Annotated in this window: 16 protein-coding genes and 1 tRNA gene; 13 read left to right on the forward strand and 4 right to left on the reverse strand. The window is 51.9% G+C overall.

Annotated elements, in window-relative coordinates; all coding sequences use genetic code 11:
- The first annotated feature begins 1 nt into the window (after position 1).
- The 4 genes from CEE36_04300 to CEE36_04315 are packed head-to-tail and all read left to right on the forward strand — an operon-like array spanning position 2 to position 1,754.
- Positions 2 to 496, forward strand: a complete 495-nt coding sequence (locus CEE36_04300; GenBank protein ID TKJ43261.1) for a hypothetical protein — start codon at positions 2 to 4, stop codon at positions 494 to 496.
- Positions 493 to 759, forward strand: a complete 267-nt coding sequence (locus tag CEE36_04305) for a hypothetical protein (protein ID TKJ43262.1) — start codon at positions 493 to 495, stop codon at positions 757 to 759. The genes CEE36_04300 and CEE36_04305 overlap by 4 nt, the downstream gene beginning before the upstream one ends.
- On the forward strand, positions 752 to 1,162 hold the full coding sequence (locus CEE36_04310; protein ID TKJ43263.1) for a Na+/H+ antiporter subunit G: 411 nt from the start codon (positions 752 to 754) through the stop codon (positions 1,160 to 1,162). The genes CEE36_04305 and CEE36_04310 overlap by 8 nt, the downstream gene beginning before the upstream one ends.
- On the forward strand, positions 1,149 to 1,754 hold the full coding sequence (locus CEE36_04315) for a 4Fe-4S ferredoxin (protein ID TKJ43264.1): 606 nt from the start codon (positions 1,149 to 1,151) through the stop codon (positions 1,752 to 1,754). Before CEE36_04310 ends, CEE36_04315 begins: the two co-directional genes overlap by 14 nt.
- A 259-nt stretch (positions 1,755 to 2,013) precedes the next feature.
- Here CEE36_04315 and CEE36_04320 read toward each other — a convergent pair whose 3' ends face one another.
- Entirely contained in the window at positions 2,014 to 3,894 is a 1,881-nt protein-coding gene (locus CEE36_04320; protein TKJ43265.1) for a hypothetical protein, read from the reverse strand.
- 163 nt (positions 3,895 to 4,057) lie between these two features.
- Here CEE36_04320 and CEE36_04325 point away from each other — a divergent pair, with 163 nt between their 5' ends.
- On the forward strand, positions 4,058 to 4,333 hold the full coding sequence (locus CEE36_04325; GenBank protein TKJ43266.1) for a hypothetical protein: 276 nt from the start codon (positions 4,058 to 4,060) through the stop codon (positions 4,331 to 4,333).
- A 319-nt stretch (positions 4,334 to 4,652) separates the two neighbouring features.
- Here the strand turns inward: CEE36_04325 and CEE36_04330 are convergent, their stop codons facing one another.
- The 3 genes from CEE36_04330 to CEE36_04340 form a co-directional block, all read right to left on the reverse strand.
- Entirely contained in the window at positions 4,653 to 7,421 is a 2,769-nt protein-coding gene (locus CEE36_04330; protein ID TKJ43267.1) for a hypothetical protein, read from the reverse strand.
- 39 nt (positions 7,422 to 7,460) lie between these two features.
- Entirely contained in the window at positions 7,461 to 7,748 is a 288-nt protein-coding gene (locus CEE36_04335) for a hypothetical protein (protein ID TKJ43268.1), read from the reverse strand.
- A gap of 56 nt (positions 7,749 to 7,804) precedes the next feature.
- A tRNA-Lys gene (locus CEE36_04340) sits at positions 7,805 to 7,878 on the reverse strand.
- A 207-nt stretch (positions 7,879 to 8,085) separates the two neighbouring features.
- Here CEE36_04340 and CEE36_04345 point away from each other — a divergent pair.
- The 8 genes from CEE36_04345 (at position 8,086) to CEE36_04380 (ending at position 20,838) form a co-directional block, all read left to right on the forward strand.
- Positions 8,086 to 9,609: a hypothetical protein gene (locus CEE36_04345; protein TKJ43269.1), complete on the forward strand. Its 1,524-nt coding sequence runs from the start codon at positions 8,086 to 8,088 to the stop codon at positions 9,607 to 9,609.
- 436 nt (positions 9,610 to 10,045) lie between these two features.
- The gene (locus CEE36_04350) at positions 10,046 to 10,525 is read left to right on the forward strand and encodes an NADH-quinone oxidoreductase subunit E (protein TKJ43270.1); all 480 of its coding nucleotides are present in this window, start codon (positions 10,046 to 10,048) and stop codon (positions 10,523 to 10,525) included.
- Positions 10,526 to 10,545: 20 nt separating this feature from the next.
- The gene (locus tag CEE36_04355) at positions 10,546 to 12,579 is read left to right on the forward strand and encodes an NADH-quinone oxidoreductase subunit F (protein ID TKJ43271.1); all 2,034 of its coding nucleotides are present in this window, start codon (positions 10,546 to 10,548) and stop codon (positions 12,577 to 12,579) included.
- Between the two features lie 91 nt (positions 12,580 to 12,670).
- Positions 12,671 to 13,357: a (2Fe-2S)-binding protein gene (locus tag CEE36_04360; protein ID TKJ43272.1), complete on the forward strand. Its 687-nt coding sequence runs from the start codon at positions 12,671 to 12,673 to the stop codon at positions 13,355 to 13,357.
- Between the two features lie 163 nt (positions 13,358 to 13,520).
- Complete coding sequence (locus CEE36_04365; protein TKJ43273.1) at positions 13,521 to 15,092, forward strand: hypothetical protein; 1,572 nt, start codon at positions 13,521 to 13,523, stop codon at positions 15,090 to 15,092.
- Positions 15,089 to 15,904 carry a hypothetical protein gene (locus CEE36_04370; GenBank protein ID TKJ43274.1) on the forward strand — a complete coding sequence of 272 codons (816 nt, stop codon included), beginning with the start codon at positions 15,089 to 15,091 and terminating at the stop codon, positions 15,902 to 15,904. The genes CEE36_04365 and CEE36_04370 overlap by 4 nt, the downstream gene beginning before the upstream one ends.
- 473 nt (positions 15,905 to 16,377) lie before the next feature.
- The gene (locus CEE36_04375) at positions 16,378 to 19,440 is read left to right on the forward strand and encodes a heterodisulfide reductase (GenBank protein TKJ43275.1); all 3,063 of its coding nucleotides are present in this window, start codon (positions 16,378 to 16,380) and stop codon (positions 19,438 to 19,440) included.
- A 240-nt stretch (positions 19,441 to 19,680) separates the two neighbouring features.
- Entirely contained in the window at positions 19,681 to 20,838 is a 1,158-nt protein-coding gene (locus tag CEE36_04380) for a cell surface protein (protein ID TKJ43276.1), read from the forward strand.
- Positions 20,839 to 21,067: the final 229 nt, after the last annotated feature.

The following is a 21,067-nucleotide window of genomic DNA, read 5'->3' on the forward strand; positions in this document are numbered from 1 at the left end:
GATGCGGCGAGTGGTTTTGTTTGTCCTCAGCTACGGATTGTGGTTACTCCTGACCTTGCCAGGAGGCGATTGGCCGGTCTATGTTGTTGGAGCGGTGTTGGCGCTTCTTGTGGCTATCTTCTTCGGTGCAGAGTTTACCCATCGGCCCCTTTCATTCCTCAACCCTCGTCGCTGGTTCTGGGGCATCATCTACATACCTGTATTCTTCTGGCACATGCTGGTGGCCAATCTTGACGTTGCGTTCCGCGTGCTTCATCCTGCCTGTCCTGTAAAACCCGGAATCGTGAAGGTGAAAACCGCGCTCAAGACAGACGTGGCCAAGGCGTTTCTTGCCAACTCCATCACCCTTACCCCTGGAACCATGACCGTTGACGTGGATGAAGATGTTCTTTACGTTCATTGGATCGACGTCTTCGGTGACGGCGAGGATATCGAGGCCAACACAAAGGTAATAGTGGCGAAGTTCGAGAAGTACTTGATGAGGATCTTCGAATGAGTGTTCTCTGGATTAGCATCCTTATTATCCTTGGGGTTGCGTCTTTCCTGTGCCTTTTCCGCATCTTCCGCGGGCCCACGATTGCCGACCGCATGGTTGGGGTGGATATCATGGGGATACTGTTCGTCGGGATAACGGCGATTACCGGTATAATTTACAATCTCTCATTCCTGCTGGATATCGCGATTGCCCTTGCCTTGATTAGTTTTGTCGGGACGCTTGCCCTGGCCAAGTACCTTGAACGGAGGACGCTCGATGACTGAGGTAACTGTAGTTGATATAATCGGATACATCGTGATCCTTGTTGGTGTGCTTTTTGACCTTCTTGGAGCCATTGGTCTTGTCCGTTTCCCGGATGTTTACAACCGTCTGCAGTCGGCAACGAAGAGCGTTACCCTGGGCACCTTCGGGATTATGATCGGGATCCTGATCGTTACAGGCTTTACCCCTTTGGGGATCAAGGCGCTCATCTGCGGCGTCTTCCTGCTGTTGACCGCACCCGTTTCGGCACACGCCCTTTCCCGCGGTTCCTTGCGCTTTGGAGCAAAGATGTGGAAGGGGACTGTGATTGATTCCTACGGCAAGGACAAACTGGGAGGGCCGCAGATCGAAAGCGAGGAAGGCGAAACCAAGGAGAGCAAGGAGAAGGAAGATGAAGTGGCCTAAGATTCGAGAACTGGGTGAGGCGCTGCGATCTCTCTTCTCCGCTCCTTACACCACTAAATTTCCCAAAAGGGCAACCCTGCCTCCGCCTCGGTTCCGCGGCGTTATCGTTTTCGATGAAGAGAAATGCATCGGTTGCGGGGCATGCGTTGAGGTTTGTCCTGCCAGGGCGCGTGAGCTTGAGGATAATCTTGAGAAAGGCATCAGGCACGTGGTCTATCTAAAGGATATGTGCATCTTCTGCGGTCAGTGCGTTACATATTGCCCGACAGAGGCCATTCGCCACACCGTTGATTACGACATGACTTTTCTTGACAAGGAACAATACCGGGATGAGATCGAAAAGGAACTTTTGTTCTGCGAGCGCTGCGGTGGGGTGATAACTACCCGTGAGCATCTTAACTGGATCGCCCGACGCCTGGGGGAGCTTGCCTATGCCAACCCTACCCTGGTTCTGGCGCGTCAGAGCAGTTTGGATACGGTTGAGATGAAGCCTGAGCGCGGTGATGCCGAACCTTACCGCAGTGACCACCAGCGGCTTTTGTGCCCTGCTTGCCGGCGCAAGGTGATCCTTAACGAGCTCTGGGGATATTAAGTAAACCCCACGCGAATGCGTTGCATTCGCGTGGGGACCCCCGAACAGAAAAAAAAGAGTGGTCCCATCAACGTTGTATCCGGCACCTTCTTTAAATAGACTAGTCCATGCTCCTGCGATAACCTCTTTCATTGCTGCGGGACTTTGTAGTAAAGGAAGGAGGCGAAGCCTAAGCTTCAGCTAAGTATTCTGTCTTTCCTTTGTCAGAAGATAATGATACCCTGATTGTCGATTGGGTTCGGATCTCTAGGGAATCTTTTTACTTCAGTTTTGCGAGCTTCTCCTTGGCGCGCTGGATGTTGCGGGTCGCGTTCGCGTATGATGGATTGATGGCCAAAACCTGCTCCCAGTAGTAGACCGCCTGTTCGTAGTTGTTGTTGGTATAGGCCTGCACACCTTGCAGGTAGAGCTCGTCCGCGTCCTTTTTTTGAAGCCTGGATTTGATGCGCGTAAGGTAATCTTTGGCGGTGGCATTGTTAGGATCAACCGCGAGCAGGGCGTAGAACGAGTTCTGCGCCTGAACGTAGTACCCGCGGTTATAGTAGTCGATCCCCTGGGTTTCATAGGTGGACGCCGAGAAGGAAATCTTGCTTTGATAGAGGGTTATCTTGGCCGCGATCTCGCGATTGGACGGCGCCAGAGCCTTTAGTTGTTTGGCGAGGTTAAGGGCTTTCAGCCACCTCCCTTTGCGTTCAAGGCTTTCCATCTGCTTCATGCCTTCGGCGATCTGTTGGCCGAGCTTCTCTGATGTCTTTTTCTTGTAAGTCTGGACCGTTCTGGACCGGGGTTGAAGCTTTTCTATCTTTTCCCATGTTTCGGTAGCTTCCTTGTACTCGCCGGCCGCGTATTGTTCAAGTCCTTTCTGGTATAGTGCGTTGATCTCTCCCGCGTTGCGCACCGATGAGGTCTGGGCAAGTATGGATTCTGAGAACTTGCGCTGCGCCTCTTCGGCGAGGGATTGGGCTTGGCTTGAGGTGGAGTCAATCTCTAAAGCGGCTTCCGCCTTGCTCATCGCTTCGAGATAGTCGGCTGTTCGCATAGCCGCGTTTGCTGCGGCAATCAGCGCGCGCAGCTCGGAGGCGCTCTTTTCTTCCTTAACGCGCTGGAGCCAGTTTAGCGCCTCATCATTGGCAGGGTCCCATATAAGGGCAACGTCAAAGGCATAAATAGCATCATCAAAGGCTCCGTCGTTGTAGAAATCTATCCCCTGGGTTGTGTAGGTCTTGCTGGTTATCTTGTTCTTCGCCCGCTTTTCGCTCTCTATGGAGGCCAGTCGCTCTTCAACCTCTTTAGTGGAGGCTATGTTAAACAGGAATGAGAATGCAACCCTTCCGTTGGGTTGAACGGTGGATGCAGGTATGCGTGAGTAGCTGAGGTTGATCTTACAGAGGTTCAGATCCGCGGCGGTCAGGATACCGAATCGGTTATCGCTTGCCCAGCCTCCCCCGAGCTCGAGGGGAATCCCCAGAAGATCCTTGAAGGCGAAGAGGCTGGCGAGGTGAACGGTTCCCTGCCTGCCTTCTTCATGGAACGGCTCGCGAAGATTGAAGTTAGTAAGGAAGCGAAAGAACGATATGTTATAATCCAGACCCACTTGAATGCAGGGCCACTCTATCTTACGGGCAGCCGCGGCAACCGAGATCTCGCCTGGGACGTCTTCAAACTTTATATCCGGTATGGATATGCCCAGAGCAAAGGTCGATTTGAGACGGCTTTCATCAGGGCCAGGGACGTAGTCCAGATATCGAATCCCCAGGCTGGCCCCGGTCTGCAGGAATCTCCATCGGTAAGCCGCTCCCAGGAGGAGGCCGCGACCCCGGGCCTCATCCTGAAAACCGGCCAGACCTGCGCCGAAATCTCCAAAAGGCTGGGAGTAGCCGATGAATCCTACGCTGGTGTAGGAGCCAAACACCCTTGGTAGAAGAACTTCTATATCGTGATCTCTGTTCTCGGGCGGTTCAAATCTGAAGCCAACAGGGCTAAAGAGAAGCTTACGGTCGTTGGTGCTGGTTAGAAGGGCCGGGTTAACGTAAAGAGCCAGGGGTTGATCGGCAATGGTTACACCAGCATCGGCAAGCCCGTTGACCCTTGCTTCACCTACCGGTAACGTTATAAGGGAAAGTAGTAGGAGTAGCTGCATGAGTAGGATTATATCCCTTTGTTAGAGACTGTCAATAGCTATAAGTTTTGCAGGTAGGGACATGCGGCCTAACATTGATCACTTGGCGCACAGACCCTATCAGCTTGACAATTGGCCTTTTGTGTGTATTGTGCATGATTCAGCGGTAAAGGAGCAATGAAGAATGGAACAAGATATCCATCGTAGGGCCGAGGAGAGGGTAGAGAGGCGAATGGGTTTTTTTACCCACCTTGTGACATATCTTGTTGTCAACGCAGGGCTGTTTCTGGCGTGGTATTTTATCTCTGGCCACGGTAAGGGCTTTCCATGGTTTGTTATCCCGCTTGGGGGCTGGGGGGTTGGAGTGATTGTGCATGCCTTGAGTGTATTCGTGTTTGGCAAGTTTCGCGAGAGGATGATCGATCGGGAGGTTCATCGCATCCGCCGGAAGACGGAATGATTCGTGAAGCTGAGGGTTGAGATGCGTGTCAAAGAATTCGGACGATTCTAGGCGTTATCGCACTGATTATCTTTGTGGGCAAAAAACACACCCCAAACGGCTGCTCCGCATCCGTCCGGGGCCCCCAATCCGCGGATTAAAACTCGTTGCACTCGTTTTCCTCCGGTGTAACCCAATCAGGGTTCCCCTTCGGAACGCCGATTGACGCAGATGAACGCTAAATCCTCGCATTGTGCCCAATATGAGAGCGCCACCCTTCGGTCGGTCGCGATGACTAAGTTCTCTTTGCCCTCCCACTCCTCCATCGAGGAGGTGTAGGCTATCGCAACAGGAGGAACTTAGCCGCGTGGCTGCCGTACTGGGTGGAAAGAACCACGAGATAAAGCCCTGAAGCAACAGGTTTGCCGTTCTCAGTCAACCCGTTCCAAAAAGCACCTATCTGCTCAAGATCAGCGGGATCGTCGTATGTCCCGATGGCTATCTCGTCGTCAGTGCCTTCTGTGCCGCCAGGCGGAATCAGTGGTTTTTCTAAGACCCGTTCCCCACTTAAGGTAAAGATGCGCAGCCTGATTCTGGTAGAGGCCTTGTTGAGCCGGAACGGGAAGTATATCAAGGCTTGTGAGCCAGGATAGAAGGGATTAGGATAGGGCGGCAGAAGCTCGTTGCGCGAGAAGGTATCTATGTTACTAGGCAAAGGCAATATGGCCTGGTAGGCGTCAGGGATGCCGTAGCCTATAGTATCGTTCGGAGAGGAGGCAGAAGCGCTTTGCTGGAGCAATGAGATGATGGTTTCAGGGTCTCCCCGGTACTCAGAGTGAACCTCAAGCATAAGTGCTGCTATTCCTGCCACAAGAGGCGCGGCGTACGAGGTTCCGTTGCCGTAAAAGTAGTGGCTGATTGTGTCGTCCACGTCGATCACGTAAACCCCTGCAGCAGGGGCCACAAGCTCCGGCTTTATCCTTCCGTCGTCAGGCAGGCCGACCGCACTTCCTATAACCCCGACTCCATGTTCCCACCAGTTACCCAGGGTATCTACGCCACCCACGGTAATGATTCCATAAGCGTCGCCTGGAGGTGAGATGTATGGTGCTGCGGATTCCACGTTGCCTGCCGCGTTCGTGATAAGCACACCTCGTTTTGCAGCCATGCTGGCTGCACGAGAGGCGGGTGAGGTCTTACCGTCCAACTCGTCGTTGCTGTACCAGTCGCCGTAGGCAAGGGAGGAGTTGACTATATCCACCCCGTTGCGTTCAAGCCACTCAAGGCCCTCTATCCAGATATCCTCCTCAATCCGCATCTCGTACATAGACCCGTAGAGGTTCACGTGTTTTTCGGTCTTGGCGACGTAAAGCTCTGCGCCTGGAGAGGCTCCTATATAATAGCGTCCTTGATAACCGACCGCAAGCGCCGCGGTGCGTGAACCGTGCGCTGGCTGGCTGAAACCGTTCACGTCTCTCCAGTCCTCCCCAGGATCGTAATCGGTATCCTCATCACCGCGCGAAGACCACACCACCTCCAGTTCGCCGGCATTGAATGCGATATAGGGTTGGTAAGAAAACTCCTGGGCCAGTATGGAGGGAACTCCCCAGGAATCCACTGCTCCAGGGCTGCTGGTCAGCAGTATATCTCCTGCGCTTTCAAAAACAGCATGAAGACCTCCACCGGCGATGCTCAACAGATCTATGCTTCCGATAACCTCAAAGACGTCAGGATGTATGAAGTCGGTCCAGGTAGAACCGGCGTTGGACGTTTCGAATGAAGCAAGACGGAAACCACCTTGAGCCTTGTCCACGAAAGCAACTACGAGATGGTTCCCTTCAAGATCGAACGCCACCACCTCTTCGTTTGCAGGGGATGGGATATCTGAAAAGCTTTGCCCACCGTCCAGGCTACGTGCAAGATGTAGTTGACCTTGTGTAAGGTCAAGTGCGACAACGATTATGGTATCTCCCGAAACCGAGGCCTTTGGTTGATCAAGGATTCCGCCAGGGGCAAATAATACTTCACTTGCCCCAAGCCATTCCACGTTATCTAGTGTCCATACCGCACGATTCATTCGCACCCTTCCTTCGTCTCTGACATAGAGTAGAATACTGGTATCACTCTGGTTGGATATAAGGAAGGGGTTACGGCAATTTGACTCCGGTAGCTTTGCAAACCCCTTAAAACTCGTATTGCTGAGCACCCCGCAGTGCAGATCACGCCGCTTATAATCGTTTGTTGAGCCAGCCTCCCAGACCACTAGCATGGTATCACTGTTTGCCTTGGTTACTATGGCGTGGGAACGAGCAATGCTGTCGGTGTAAGTGATTTGGGGTTCAGAAAGTGCGAGAATCGTATCCCACGTGTTTCCATTCCGGTGCGCAGCATATAGGACACGGGCTGTGGTTGCGTTAAGAGCGGTGGAGTCGGCGATAAAGAAAATCCAGTCTCCATGCAGTTCAGGCTGCTGCACGATCTCGTAATTTGATATAACAGACACAGAAGCTTTGCTTAGACTGTCCCACACCATGATATCATCGCCTGTAATAAAGTCATGTTCAGCGCCCAAACGAACGGTTCTAAAGACCGTGTGATCGCGTTTGAAGCCTGTGTCAAGGAACCCTATCCGCACACCCTGCCCGAATATCCCCAGATTATGAACCGCAGGGACGTTCAATAAGGCAAGCTGGGTGTAGGTGTTACCGTAGTGTTCAGGTTCTATCGGCTCCTTGCGCTGGATTAGATTCATGGGCAACTGGATTATCTCAACTGCAACGGGCTCGACTGAACGAACAAAGGGCATCATCTGCAGACTTTCCAAACGCATGGAGTCAGTTTCCACACTTACGGCGTTAAGCCAGCGCGAGCGGGCACGGATGCGCGCGCCTGAAATCTCAATCAAACGCAGATACCGTGGATGAAGAGGAATATCCCCGAACCCCGCTTTAGAGGCCAACTTTGAAGCCTGGCGTCGCTCTGCGGTAAAACGATGAACACGCATCACATCAGGTGATCGCCCCTCGCCTTTGTTTACCAGATATATCCAGTAAGGGCTTTGTGCAAAAGCCGTTGCTGCGAGAAGGAGAAGAGAGGAGAAGACGAGCACTCCTCTTCTCCTCAAAGATCTGACATCCAAGGCTATGTCCTAGAAGCCTGATCCTACGCCTACTGCGACTGCGATAACGACGATGATGATGATGGCCAGCACCCATATCCCCAGGCCGATCAGGGCAAGGATCAGACAGATGTGCCCGACCCTTTTTGCACGCTCGGAAAGCGAACCGGATTTGAGGATAATCGCATAGACGATCCCTATGATGGGGCTTATGAATGATCCCACGTAGAGACCAAAAAGGCTCAGCAGGTAAAGGATATCTACTGTCGCTTCAAAGCGAACCCGTTTCTTTTCTTCAAGGGTCAGCGGTTGTTCCACGTTTCCTCCTTGTGGGGGAGCCTGAGGCCCCCTGATTTATTAGCAGATTGTCGTCATACCCGGCATAGGAATCGAACCTATAACCTACGGATTAAGAATCCGCCGCTCTGCCTGATTGAGCTAGCCGGGCGCATACACGCTGAATTCTACACCGCTTGGAATGCTTGTCAACATCAGCAGATGGGAAACGGTCAAGGAAAAGCAAGATTTTAGGGTCCCCGCACGGACACGAAGTGGACGTGTTGGGTGTAAGGGCGGGGGAGAGTCAAGGGAATGAGCGCAGCGGGTAGGTTGGTGACTTTCTTGACAAGGCCACCTAACACCGTATTATACTTGTATGGTTGAAAATAAATCTTTGCAGAAATCAAGACGAAGACGAAAGTCTAGGGAGAAGGAATCTACTGAGATTGGTGACCCAGCGGTGGAATTCCTAAGGAAAAAGTATAAATGCGATGGATTTATCCGTCAGCTTCGTCTTAAAGGAGGACATAAAGTAGATATAGTCGCATTCAGTAGCAGCGAGAAAGTTTTTTATATTGGTGAATGTAAGCGGGTTGCAGCTTTAACTACTATGGCGAAGGCATTGGGGCAAATTATCGGTTATTATTGCTTGATTGAAAATTATGGTGCGGAATTCAGAGAAGGCTTCATAGAAGGTTGCGAAAACAAGGGGGTTAAAATCCCCTTGAGCCTGATGGACAAAACGATGAAAGTGATACCAATAAAGTTATTTGTGGCATTTAACGAAAAGGGAATGCGAAGATATTCAAACTTATTAGACGATTTATTTGACAAATTCGAACCACATATCGGTCTCCTAAAGGTAAACGTTGAAACAAAGAAAGTTACTGAAGATTTAGAGAGGCCGATCCCCCGAAGCTCGAAACCAGTGCCATACACCAAGAGATTTAATTCACAAAGGGAGTTTTACTTTGAAATGGCTGAAGAATTAAAAAGGAAATATAAAGAAATTTTTGAACATCTAGAGATTGATCCTAGATACTTTAAGCTTCATTTGTCAGATGTACCACCCTATTTCCATTTTGAATTAAATTTTAGAAATGAAACGAGGATGATTGAAATAGGACTCCATTTGGAGAGCCCTCAAGAAGTTGAGAATCGGCAAATATTTGAAAAGCTTCAAAAGGAAACGCAGACCCATGTGTCAAACTTTCGCTTTCAAGATAACTGGCCTAAGAACGAAGGTGGGGGACGAGGTAAGAGGAGAATATACTCTTATGTAAAATGGGATGGCGATAATTTCCACCTGACGAACAAGTTAATGGAAGAGCTATTGCAAATATTAGACGAGTATATACGTACTTTTAAGGAACCCTTGAGAAAAACTGTCAGTGAATTGGGATTAGAGTACGAACCACGCAAAGATCAAAAAGAAAAGATTGAGTTCCTTGAAATAATTAAAAAGAGAATAGAGGAAAAATTAAATTTTTCCTCTAAACTTAAGAAAAAATATAATGGATGGATTACGTCACATCCTGATCATGAGGTAATACTTCAAATCATTTTTTGGCACGAGAGATCTAGATCCATCCATTTTGAGATTCGTATTCCCTATCAAGGAATATGGGTACTCTTGGACCTCGAATCTGAGGATTTGAATAAGAAGATTTATGACTGCCTTAAAGAAAAAAGTGAAGAAATAGAAGAAAAGCTAGGGAAAAAATTGATAGGCAAAGAAAGTGAGCTGCCAGCGGTTACTACTCCCCGGGATTCCAAACGGATTGGTGAACGCTTTAGACGGGGGAGATCATTAAAAAACATGGAGGACTTCATAGTGACTAGAATGGTCGAGTACATCAAAGTCCTCGCTCCTGTTGTAATAGATGCTATGAAAAAGTAGCCTCTAGTTCTACCCTGGTGTGGCAACAAGCCTAAATGCTCCTTTTGTGTTGCGCACAAAAGATCGCAGGGGAATATCTTCTTGACAATCCTGTATCTCCTTATAAAGTAGAACACCCCACGAGATTGCTTCGCTTCCTCTGGTCGCTCGTAATGACACCCCACCTCAGGGGGAAGAGGTTGCGATTTAATGTGGAACGGACTCGCAGGCCGATAGCTACCCAAACCACAGATTACTTCCGTCGCAAAGCGTACGCGGATTAGAACTCCTTGCGGTCGTTCTCCTTCGGTGACGCGGATTTAGATCCACTCACCCTTTGTCCCACTCACTCGACACTATACGGCAAGTGCAAGTTGGGGCACTAGACCCCGGCAAGAGGAGAGAATTACCCCAAAGATACTTGACATCCTCTAATAACTGTGTAGAATTTGCGTCAATGGATCAGCTAAAAGGGTTGGTGAGCGAAAACGCTTATACCATCCTTAATGAAGTTGAATGGAAGAGGGCGTCGCTCATAGCGGCCCTTCAGGAGCTTCAGGTGCGCTACCGGTATCTGCCCGAAGCGGCCATGCGCCAGGTCGCGGCCAGATTGCGCGTACCTGTAGCTCAGGTCTATCATGTGGCTACGTTCTATTCCGCGTTCTCATTAAAACCCAAAGGTAAGCACATAATTAATGTCTGTCTGGGAACGGCGTGTCACGTTAAGGGAGCTGGCCTGATTATGGATCGGTTCAAGCGCGATCTTGGTGTTGAGCAGGACGAGACAACTCGAGACGGCCAGTTCACCCTGCAGCGAGTGCGATGCGTCGGATGCTGTTCCATTGCACCTGCGGTGATGATCGATGAGGAGACCCACGCCCACGTACGACAGGATAAGGTGCCGGAGATCGTCGAGAAGTATCGGGACGCGGACTGAAAGGGGAGCGATGGAAGGTAATGGTTATTAAGAGTCTTGCCGACCTGGAAAAGGTAGCGTCCGAGGGTGAGCGCAGGATACATCCGCCGCATCTTAAAGTGATGGTTGGGGCAGCTACCTGCGGGATCGCATCAGGTGCAAACGACGTCATCGCCGCGGTCGAGCAGACCCTCAAATCCCTCGGTAATGGAGCAGGAGCGACCGCTGTCGCTTCTAGAACCGGGTGCATCGGCATGTGCTATGAGGAGCCGCTTATGGATATCCTCAAACCGGGCTGGCCGCGTATAACCTACTCCCACGTGAAACCGGAGCAGGTCGCCGAGATTCTTTCTGCAGTCAAGGAAGGCAAGGTCGTTAAAGAGGGGCTTTTAGGGAAGATCGAAGAGATTGAAGATTATACCCGTAACACCCGTACCCCTACGGGGCATTTTCATAATTACTCGGAGCTTGCGCTCCGGTCGCAAGGACATAACACCCGCAACACACACTACCGTTACCCTCTGGAGAATGTTCCGCCCGAAATAGCGGCTGTTGAAGGACTTTTCAACCTTGAATTTACCGCCAAGCAGCAACATATCGCGATGCGCAACTGCGGGATCATCGACCCTGAATCCATTGAGGAGTATATTGCGCGGGGCGGATACCGCGGCCTTTACAGAGTCCTTACCGAGATGAAGCCGGACGAGGTTATTGATATGGTGGATGCCTCCGGTTTGCGTGGACGCGGTGGCGGAGGATTCGGAACCGGTCGCAAGTGGCGCTACTGCAAGGCCGCAGAAGGCTACCGCTACGTTATCTGCAACGCGGACGAGGGCGACCCGGGCGCATACATGGATCGCTCGCTTCTTGAAGGCGATCCGCACTCCATCCTTGAAGGGATGCTCATCGGAGCCTTTGCCATAGGTTCACAGCAGGGCTATGTATACGTCCGCGCCGAGTACCCACTGGCAGTAAAGCGGCTCGAGAAGGCGATAGATGACGCACGTGTGCACGGTCTTCTGGGATCCGACATCTTCGGTACCGGGTTCAACTTCGATCTCAGAATCGTGAAGGGCGGGGGTGCGTTCGTGTGCGGTGAGTCCACGGCACTTATGGCGTCAATCGAGGGCAAGCCGGGCGAACCCCGCGCCAAGTACGTCCACACCGTCGAAAAAGGTTTATGGAATCAACCCACCACACTCAATAACGTGGAGACCTGGGCTAACGTGCCGGTAATCGCGGTGCGCGGTGCAGAGTGGTTTGCCTCCATCGGGAACCCCTCCTCCACCGGAACCAAGATTTTCTCGCTGGTAGGCAAGGTGAACCGCGCGGGTCTCGTGGAAGTCCCTATGGGAATTACACTCAGGGAAATCATCTACGACATCGGCGGCGGTATACCTGAGGGTAAGCCCTTCAAGGCGGTGCAGACCGGCGGGCCTTCCGGAGGTTGTATCCCCGCGAATCTCTTGGACCTTGAAGTAGACTTCGACAGGCTGTGGGAAGCAGGCTCGATGATGGGTTCGGGCGGCATGATCGTTATGGACTCCGAGACCTGCATGGTGGACGTGGCCAAGTTCTTTACCGAGTTCCTCAAGGACGAAAGCTGCGGCAAGTGCGTGCCATGCAGGGAAGGTTTATCTCAAACCCACGAGATTTTGAAACGTATCACTGAGGGCGAGGGACAGGAATCGGACCTTGATCTACTGGAAGAGCTGGGTAAGGCGATGCAAGATTCGTCTTTGTGTGCCTTAGGCGGCTCGGCACCAAACCCAGTGCTTTCCACCTTGCGTTTCTTCCGCGACGAGTATCTTGAACACATTAAGAATAAGCGCTGCCCTGCCGGGGTGTGCACCGCGCTTATCCACTTCGAGATCAACGAAAACTGCACCGGATGCACCTTATGCGTCCGCAACTGCCCGGTTGACGCTATTTCGGGCGAACGCAAACAAGTCCACGTGATAGATCAGGATGTCTGCATCAAATGCGGCGTTTGTCTTGACGTGTGCAAGTTCGACGCGGTGACCCGTAACACCCGTAACACCCGTAACACACACTCAGGGGGGAGGTCACAATGAACCACGCCCGTAACACACCTTTTGGACTGTCCGTATATGTTTTAGATCGTCTGGATAATGCTGGAATCTGTAATGATGGAGAGATAGTGTTGTGAGTCACGCAGACTGGGAAGGTCAGGCCAAATTTACCATCAACGGCAGGGAAGTGGTTGGTTATAAAGGAGAGACAATCCTCGAGGTGGCCCGGCGTGAGGGGTTTGATATCCCCACTCTCTGTTATCACGAAGCGCTTGAACCTTACGCCGCCTGCCGGTTATGTCTTGTGGAGGTTACAACAGGTCGCCGCACAAAGCTAGTAACTTCTTGTATTTATGAAGTTGCTCCCGATATCGAGGTCAAAACCTCGACCGAGCGGGTGATCCGCAACCGCAAGGCGGTGCTTGAGCTTCTTCTTGCCCGTGCTCCTGACGCTTCGCTTATCCAGAAACTGGCCCGTGAATATGGCATCAAGAAATCCCGCTATCCCCTGGTCTTAAACGATAAGTGCATACTCTGCGGGCTTTGCGTGCGTGCCTGCCATGAGATCATCGGTGCTTCAGCCATCGGGTTCATCGATCGCGGCACCGAGCGCCACGTGGGTCCGCCCATCGAGCGGCTTTCCGAACGCTGTATCGGCTGCGGCACCTGCGTCTACATCTGTCCTACGGCGGCCATCTCGCTCAAAGACGTTTCCAAGCCTATGCCTGGTGTCCACGATCACCCCCACGACTACGAAGCACCCGACTGCGATGCGTGTGGAGAGTTGGGGCTTGAAGCACCTCAGGAGAAAAAGGCATGAGCCGCGTAGTAGTGCGAAACTTTAGTTTCGCTGCGAGGATGGTGCCTGTAACACCTCTTCATGTAGTGCGGGACTTCAGTCCCGCCGTGAAGCTGAAGCTTCTCATCTCATTGTTAGGCGAGGCTAAAGCCTCGCGCTACATGTTCTCACCCTGGGGGAGGTGATGGAAAAGGTTAAAATTTTCTTGTGCCAAGGGTGCGAAATCTCCCAAAAGATTGACCTTGAGAAGTTAAAGAAACACTTTAACTCTCTCGCACAAGTTCAATCAGTAGAGATACTTGCCCAACTAGGCGACGGTGCAGCCCGTGAGCATCTCAATGGTGTCGAAGGAGCCCTCCTCTTCGGTGCGTGCGACGAACGTACACATGGTTCGATCTTTGCTGACCTTGCCGGAACCAACCCTCACCAGCTGGTCAATCTTCGCGAGCGTTGTGCCTGGGTGCACGACGCGGACACGGGGGCTACCGAGAAGGCAATTCGGCTTCTTTCCATGGGACTTGCCGAACTCACCACCCGTAGCACCAAAAAACACCTTACCGAGTGGGATTTAGACCTGCTCCACCGGGTATTGGTCATCGGTGCCGGTCCTGCCGGGCTGGCGTGTTCGCGTGCTTTAGCTGAGCAAGGTATAGACGTTGTTCTTATTGAAAAATCCAATCGCTTAGGCGGAACCCTGCGCAGAACCCGCACGGTCTGGCCCTCGGGCGGGGACCCGGAAGCGCTTTTGCATCGACTTTACGATAGGTTACAGGACAAACTTCACGTAACGGTTTATCAGAAAACAGAGCTTGTAAACCTTGAAGAATCGCTGCACGGCTACGAAGTAAAGCTTTCCAATGATGCCGAAGAGGAGGTGGGAGCGATTGTTGTTGCCACCGGCGTGCGTGAGGTCGGAGGCAATCTTTTCGAGTTCGAGTACCGCTGGCGGGATAGGGGAGAGTTCCGCGGTCCGCTGGCGTTTGAGGTCAAGGAAGGGGTACATCCGTTCCTTCTGGAAACCGCTTTTTGGGATGCGGTGATGCTGCGGCACGAAAAGCCGGAGGAGCGTATCGCTTTCTTTGTACCTGAATCTGTGGTTCTTCCCGAAGGGTTCAAGGAGGGTGCGGAAAAACATAACATCGAAATCATCAGAGGGAGTATCCCAGGTGGTGTTACGGGTGTTATGTCCTTGCGACCGGAGCGCAAGCTCCGAGTAATAGTGAAAATGCCCCGTAGGGGTACGGGTGTTACGGGTTGGAAGGGTGCGCACGTGAAGCTGGGAAAACTGGTGGGCAGCCTTCCTGAGAATCTCGCACAAGCCCTCAGGATTCCACAGGATACGAACGGCTACCTTGCCCAGCGCCGCTACCGGATCCGACCCCGGGACGTGGTGCATCCTGGTATCTTCGTTGTGGGCGGCGCGCACACGCCTATGCCCATGGAGGAAACCATAAACCACGCGTTCGTTGTGGCCGCCCGTATCAAGGCGTTATTCGATGCGAAACCCAAGCGACTGCCTGGTGCACAAATCGATGAAGAAGTCTGCATCGGATGCGGCTACTGTGCCGCAGTATGTCCTTATGGAGCGCCTATCCTGGAACGGACCGATACCGGTCATAAAGCTCGTATGTCGCCAAGATTCTGCACCTTATGTGGCCTGTGCATCGCCGGATGCCCGGTGTTCGCCATATCTGACCCTATCAAGTCCAGAGATACTATTAAAGCTCAGATACGAGCTTGGGGTGAGACATCATGAAGCCCGTAACACACACCACTCGTCTTCAATCGGAAGATCGTGTAGAATCTGTGCACACTCCAAAGATCCTCGGCTTCACCTGCGACTGGGCCGGGTTTGCGCTTGATTACGCCGGTATGCAGCGTATGTCCTACCCTGCCGACATCGCCTTTATCAATTTGCGCTGCTCTGCCAGGTTCGACCTTGCAGATGGGGTCGAAGCTCTATCAAAGGGTGCCGATGGCCTGTTCTTCGCCCTGTGTCCTCTGGGTGACTGCCACTACGAGCCAGGCAACCATCATGTCCTGGCCCGTATCAACCATCTTGCCGATTTATTGGAGATCGCTGGTCTGCGCCGTGACCGCGTCGCCTTCTATCATGCCGATACAACCTACGCGTTCGGGCTTGCCCAAGCTATCAACGGGTTTGAGGAAAAGTTAAAGGAATTTGGAACATTATCGTCTCAAGCGCTTGGCAGGCCGGAGCTTGTGTTACGGGTTGCCGCAATGAAACGTGTATGCACGTCTGAGCCAGTGCGCTGGCTCTTATCCAAGGAGCTGGAGCTTGTGCGCAAGGGCAACGTGTTTGATGAGAAACTCGATCCGCAAGACTACGATACAATGATTAAGCATATACTTCGAGAGGAGTACGAGAAGGGGCTGATTCTGGAAAATCTTAAAGAGCCTTGTTCCGCAGTTGACGTTGCTGAGGCGACAGGAATCCCAGCCCACCGGGTGTTCGAGTTGATCGTTGAGCTTGAGCGCGAGACCAGGGCACGTCTCGATAAGATAAGAAAAGAGCGTCCCTTGTACGTGGAGGTAGTAGATGGGTAGGAGGTTGTCCGAAATGTCGAATAAACCGCAGATTAGCGCAGATTTCCGTAGACTAACTACGAAAGTAGGCGAAACACCTGCGACAGCGAGGAAGGCAGGGGCTACTTAGCCCACGCCGAAAGGATGTTGTATGCCTACAACCATCTTCGTGCCCACGGAGGAATCAAGCGCTTGACACCTTACCAGAAATTGTGTATACTGAGACAAGCTAAGCTAGAAGAAGGCCAACATGAGACGCAGTTGGCTGCATAGTACAGGTAAGGTAAAAAACAGAGCAGGCGAGAAAATAATATTCGTCTCGTTATTTGAAAAGAAATCCGGTCATTGCGAGCGACTGAAGGGAGCGCGGCACCGAAGGGCGACGTTAAAGGAGCAATCTTATCTTAACAACAGAGCTATGAGATTGCTTCGTCGTGAACGCCCGTTGGGCGTTACTCCTCGCAATGACAGAAACATAGATACTCGATTTACTCATGGTTAAAGTTAATGCTAAAAAACCGATCAAGGGTTCGGCTTTAGTGATCGGCGGCGGAATCGCCGGTATCCAGGCCGCGCTCGACCTGGCAGACGGCGGCATAAAGGCCTATCTTGTGGATTCAAAACCCACCATCGGCGGGGTCATGGCCCAGCTTGACAAGACCTTTCCCACCAACGACTGCTCCATGTGCATCCTCTCACCAAAGCTGGTGGACACCGGTCGTCATCTCAACATCAACATCATCACCAACACCGAACTGGTCGCCCTTGACGGCAAAGCCGGGAATTTCATAGCCAAGCTGCGCAAGCACGCGCGTTACATCGATATCGAAGCCTGCACCGCCTGTAATCTTTGCGCTGTGCACTGTCCGGTATCTGCCATAGACTCCTACAACGAGGGACTCTCCGAGCGCCGCGCCGCCTATATCAGCTATCCACAGGCCGTGCCACTGGCGTATGCCATAGATCGCGATAAGTGCATAGGCTGCGGGCTTTGTGCCAATATCTGTCCGCCCGACGCGGTGCGGTATAATGATAAAGATAATGAGACCGAGATCGAAGTCGGCGCGGTCCTTCTTGCTCCCGGATTCGATGAGTTCGATGCCAAACGGTTAAGCGAATACGGCTACGGACGCTACCCGAACGTTCTTACAAGCATCGAGTTTGAACGATTTATGTCCTCATCCGGACCTACTGCCGGGCATATCCTGCGTCCTTCGGACGGAAAGGAGGTCGGAAAAGTCGCCTGGATCCAGTGCATCGGCAGTCGTGATCGGCACATAAACCGCCCTTACTGCTCGTCTGTCTGCTGCATGTACGCCACCAAGGAGGCGATCATCGCCGCAGAGCACGCGCCACAGATGCAGAAAATCATCTTCTACATGGATATCCGTGCCTACGGCAAGGATTTTGACAAGTATATTGACAGGGCCCAGGAGCAGTTTGGCGTCCGCTACGTGCGGGGCAGGGTGGCGAAAGTTGTAGAAGATCCTGTAACCAAAGAAGTCTCTTTAACTTACGAGACCGATGACGGTAAGCTTGCTACCGAAACCTTTGATATGGTGGTGCTCTCCGTGGGGTTAGAACCCCCGAAGTCATCTCCGGAACTGGCTGAAGCACTCGGCATCGAGTTGGACGAGTATGGGTTCGTTAAAACCTCCACCTTTGCGCCCATGCTCACTACCCGCTACGGCGTATTCGTGGCAGGTGCGGCTTCGGCACCCAAGGATATCCCGGAGAGCGTGGCTCAGGCATCGGGTGCTGTTGGTATGGTGCAGGGGCTTTTAGGAGAAGCGCGCAACACCGAGGTCAAGGCCAAGGACCTGCCCCTTGAGCGCGACGTCTTCACCGAGCCGCCACGCATCGGTGTGTTTGTCTGCCACTGCGGCATCAACATTGGCTTGGTGGTCAACGTGCCTGAGGTTGTAGAATACGCAAAGACCCTGCCCAACGTGGCTTTCGCCACCGAGAACCTCTACACCTGCTCCTCGGACACCCAGGAGAAGATCAAAGAAATTATCAATAACTTCCGTCTAAACCGCGTGGTTGTCTCTGCTTGTACACCGCGCACGCATGAGCCGTTGTTTCAGTCCACCATCCGCGAGGCCGGACTGAACAAGTATCTGTTTGAGATGGCCAACATCCGCGACCAGGACTCCTGGGTGCACATGTACGAACCGGAGAAAGCTACAGCCAAGGCCAAGGACCTGGTGCGCATGGCGGTTGCCAAGGCAGCGAGACTTAAGGCGTTACCCAATATCGAGCTTCCCGTTACCAAGCGCGCGCTGGTGATCGGCGGGGGAGTGGCTGGGATGAGCGCGGCAAAAACCATCTCACAGGCAGGATTTGAGACGGTCTTGATCGAAAAATCCGCAGAACTGGGCGGTAACCTGACTCATTTGACCAAGACCCTTTGGGGTGAAGACGCGCAGGTTTTCCTTGCCGAACTTATTGCACAAGTCGAGGAAGATACCAATATCACGGTGCACAAGAACGCCGAAGTTCAGTCTGTAGAAGGATTTGTAGGGAGCTTCAAAACGACCCTGTCCAACGGTGAAGTGATCGAGCACGGCGCGACCATCATCGCCACCGGAGCGGTTGAATACCAACCCAAACCTGATGAATATTTGTCTGGCGATCCGCTGATCGTCACCCAGCGGGAGTTGGAGGAATCCCTGCACAAAGGTAACTTCAACGCCAAAACCGTCGTTATGATCCAGTGCGTTGGCTCGCGCAATGACGAGCATCCTTACTGCTCTCGTGTGTGCTGCACCGAGGCTATCAAGAACGCCTTGACTATAAAAGAGCGCTCGCCTGATACCGAGGTCGTCATAATGTTCCGTGACCTGCGAACCTACGGACTTAAAGAGCTTGCGTATGAGAAGGCGAGGCAGAGGGGCGTGTTGTTCATGAGATTTGACCAGAGAAAAGAACCCCAAATAGTGGACAAAAATGGGACAATAACTGTACGAATAATGGACGAACTCATAGGCAAAGAGGTCGAATTCTCGCCTGATCTTATCGCTCTCTCCACCGGGATCGTGGCTGAGAAGGAGGCAAATAAAATCCTGGCCCAGCTTTACAAGGTGCCTCTTAACGAGGATGGATTCTTTCTGGAGGCGCACATGAAGCTTCGCCCGGTTGATTTCGCCACCGACGGCGTCTACCTTTGTGGTCTGGCTCACGCGCCCAAGTTCATCGATGAGGCGATCGCGCAGGCTGCGGCAACTGCCGCCCGTGCGTTACTTATCCTCAATAAGGACAAGATCGAGGCCGAGGGCAAGATTGCCCTGACCAACGAGCGTACCTGTATCGGGTGCGGTTACTGCGTGGAGGTCTGTCCGTACGGAGCAATTGCGCTTGAAGAGAAGCGTGTTCTCGGTATTGAAAAGAAGGTCGCTTCTGTAAACGCCGCACTGTGCAAGGGTTGCGGAGGATGCGCCGCCTCCTGCCGGTCAAACTCCATTGACCTTGCCGGGTTCACCAATCAGGACCTTGTATCGGCGTTCGAGCAGCTGATGTGGGAAGAGGACGATATAATCGGGTGCTGTGGAGTATAGGATATTTGAGATGGTAAGATTTTTCATTCCACCCCCTCTTACCTCTCCTTACGGAGAGGCATTCTCCCCCATCAAGGGGGAGATATTGGGGCGGTTGGCTTTTAGTCCGGTGACCAAAAGCTTCCTTAAATCTACCCCTCCCTCGACGGGACAGCGTGCCCCTTGAGTGCTTTATGCGCTCATAGGGTAGGGGGGCAAGGGGGAGGGTGAAAATGGATCGTTAGTGAAAGTGAGTTTGTGATGGATAAAGAACCTCGCATCTTAATGCTTTGTGTAATGCTCCTGCTTATCTCAGGATGCAAATCGGATAGACCTGGTACGCTGAAGTGGAAGTACAAAACTAATGGCTCGATTGTATCATCACCTGCAATTGGACATGACGGCACAGTGTACATCACTTCGGGTGATAGTTGTTTGTATGCTTTTAGTTCGAAAGGGAAACTCAAGTGGAGGTTTAAGACTGAGGGGAAAATATTCGCTTCACCTTCCATAGGGGCTGATGGAACGGTATACATCTCACCATGGGATCCTTATACATATGCGGTTACACCTGAGGGCAAGCTGAAATGGAAATGTAAGACCTACTATTCTAGTTCATCGCCTGTGATCGGTCAGGACGGAACTGTATATGTTGCGGCTCACAGTAGTCATCTCTATGCAATCACACCTGAAGGGGAGCTGAAGTGGGAATCTTCACAGATTAAAGGCTTGACGATAATGTTTCCTCCAGCGATAGGGTTAGATGGCACGCTATATGTCAGTGTGGATAATATAATTTATGCGGTCGATACGCTGGGTAATCTTAAGTGGAGCTTTGAAGTTCCTGGTTTGTGGGTACGTACTATCTCCCCTCTGGCTATAGATAAGCAGGGTAAGGTTTGCTTTTGTACAAATTCGGGAGGTTTTTACATTCTTACGCCTGAGGGAGAATATAACTACTGTCTTGACTTGCTTGTTACGTCCGAGTGGACTTCGGCAGCAATAGATTCTGATGGTGCAGTTTACCTGGGTGGTTTCTTTCTACACGTTTTGAACCCAGATTACTCTAGAAAAGGTATATATAACGATTATATAGGTATTGAATCTGTCCCCGCCATAGGTTCAAATGGTATCATATACTTTGGTGCGACGGACTATAAGGGTAGGAAAGTAGGCAACATGCGGCAGGTGAACTATCTTTACGCGGTTACCCCCGAAGGTGAACGCAAGTGGAGATATAAAACCGGCGGCGAGATAAAATCTTCGCCAGCTATCGATCTGGATGGAACCGTATACGTTGGATCGTTGGACAGTTGTGTTTATGCAATTCGAAGCGACTCCAAGGGTCTTGCTGACAGCCCCTGGCCAAAGTTTCAGCACGATAACCAGAATACCGGAAGGGTAGGCGGAGGAAACTAAATGGAAAGAAGACGATATCGTGCGATGCTGCGGTATCTAGGGACTTAGGATGGTAAGATTATTGTTTCACCCCCTCTTTTATTCTCCCCGGTCAAGGGAGAGATATTGGGGAGGTTGGCTTTTAGTTCAAGGACTAAAGGCTTCCTTAGGTTTACCCCTCCCTCGACGGGACAGCGTGCCCCTTTAGTGCTTTATGCGCTCATAGGATAGGGGGTAAGGGGGAGGGTGA

The sequence above is a fragment of the candidate division TA06 bacterium B3_TA06 genome (assembly GCA_005223075.1).
Classification (GTDB): Bacteria; Hydrothermota; Tepidihabitantia; order B3-TA06; family B3-TA06; genus B3-TA06.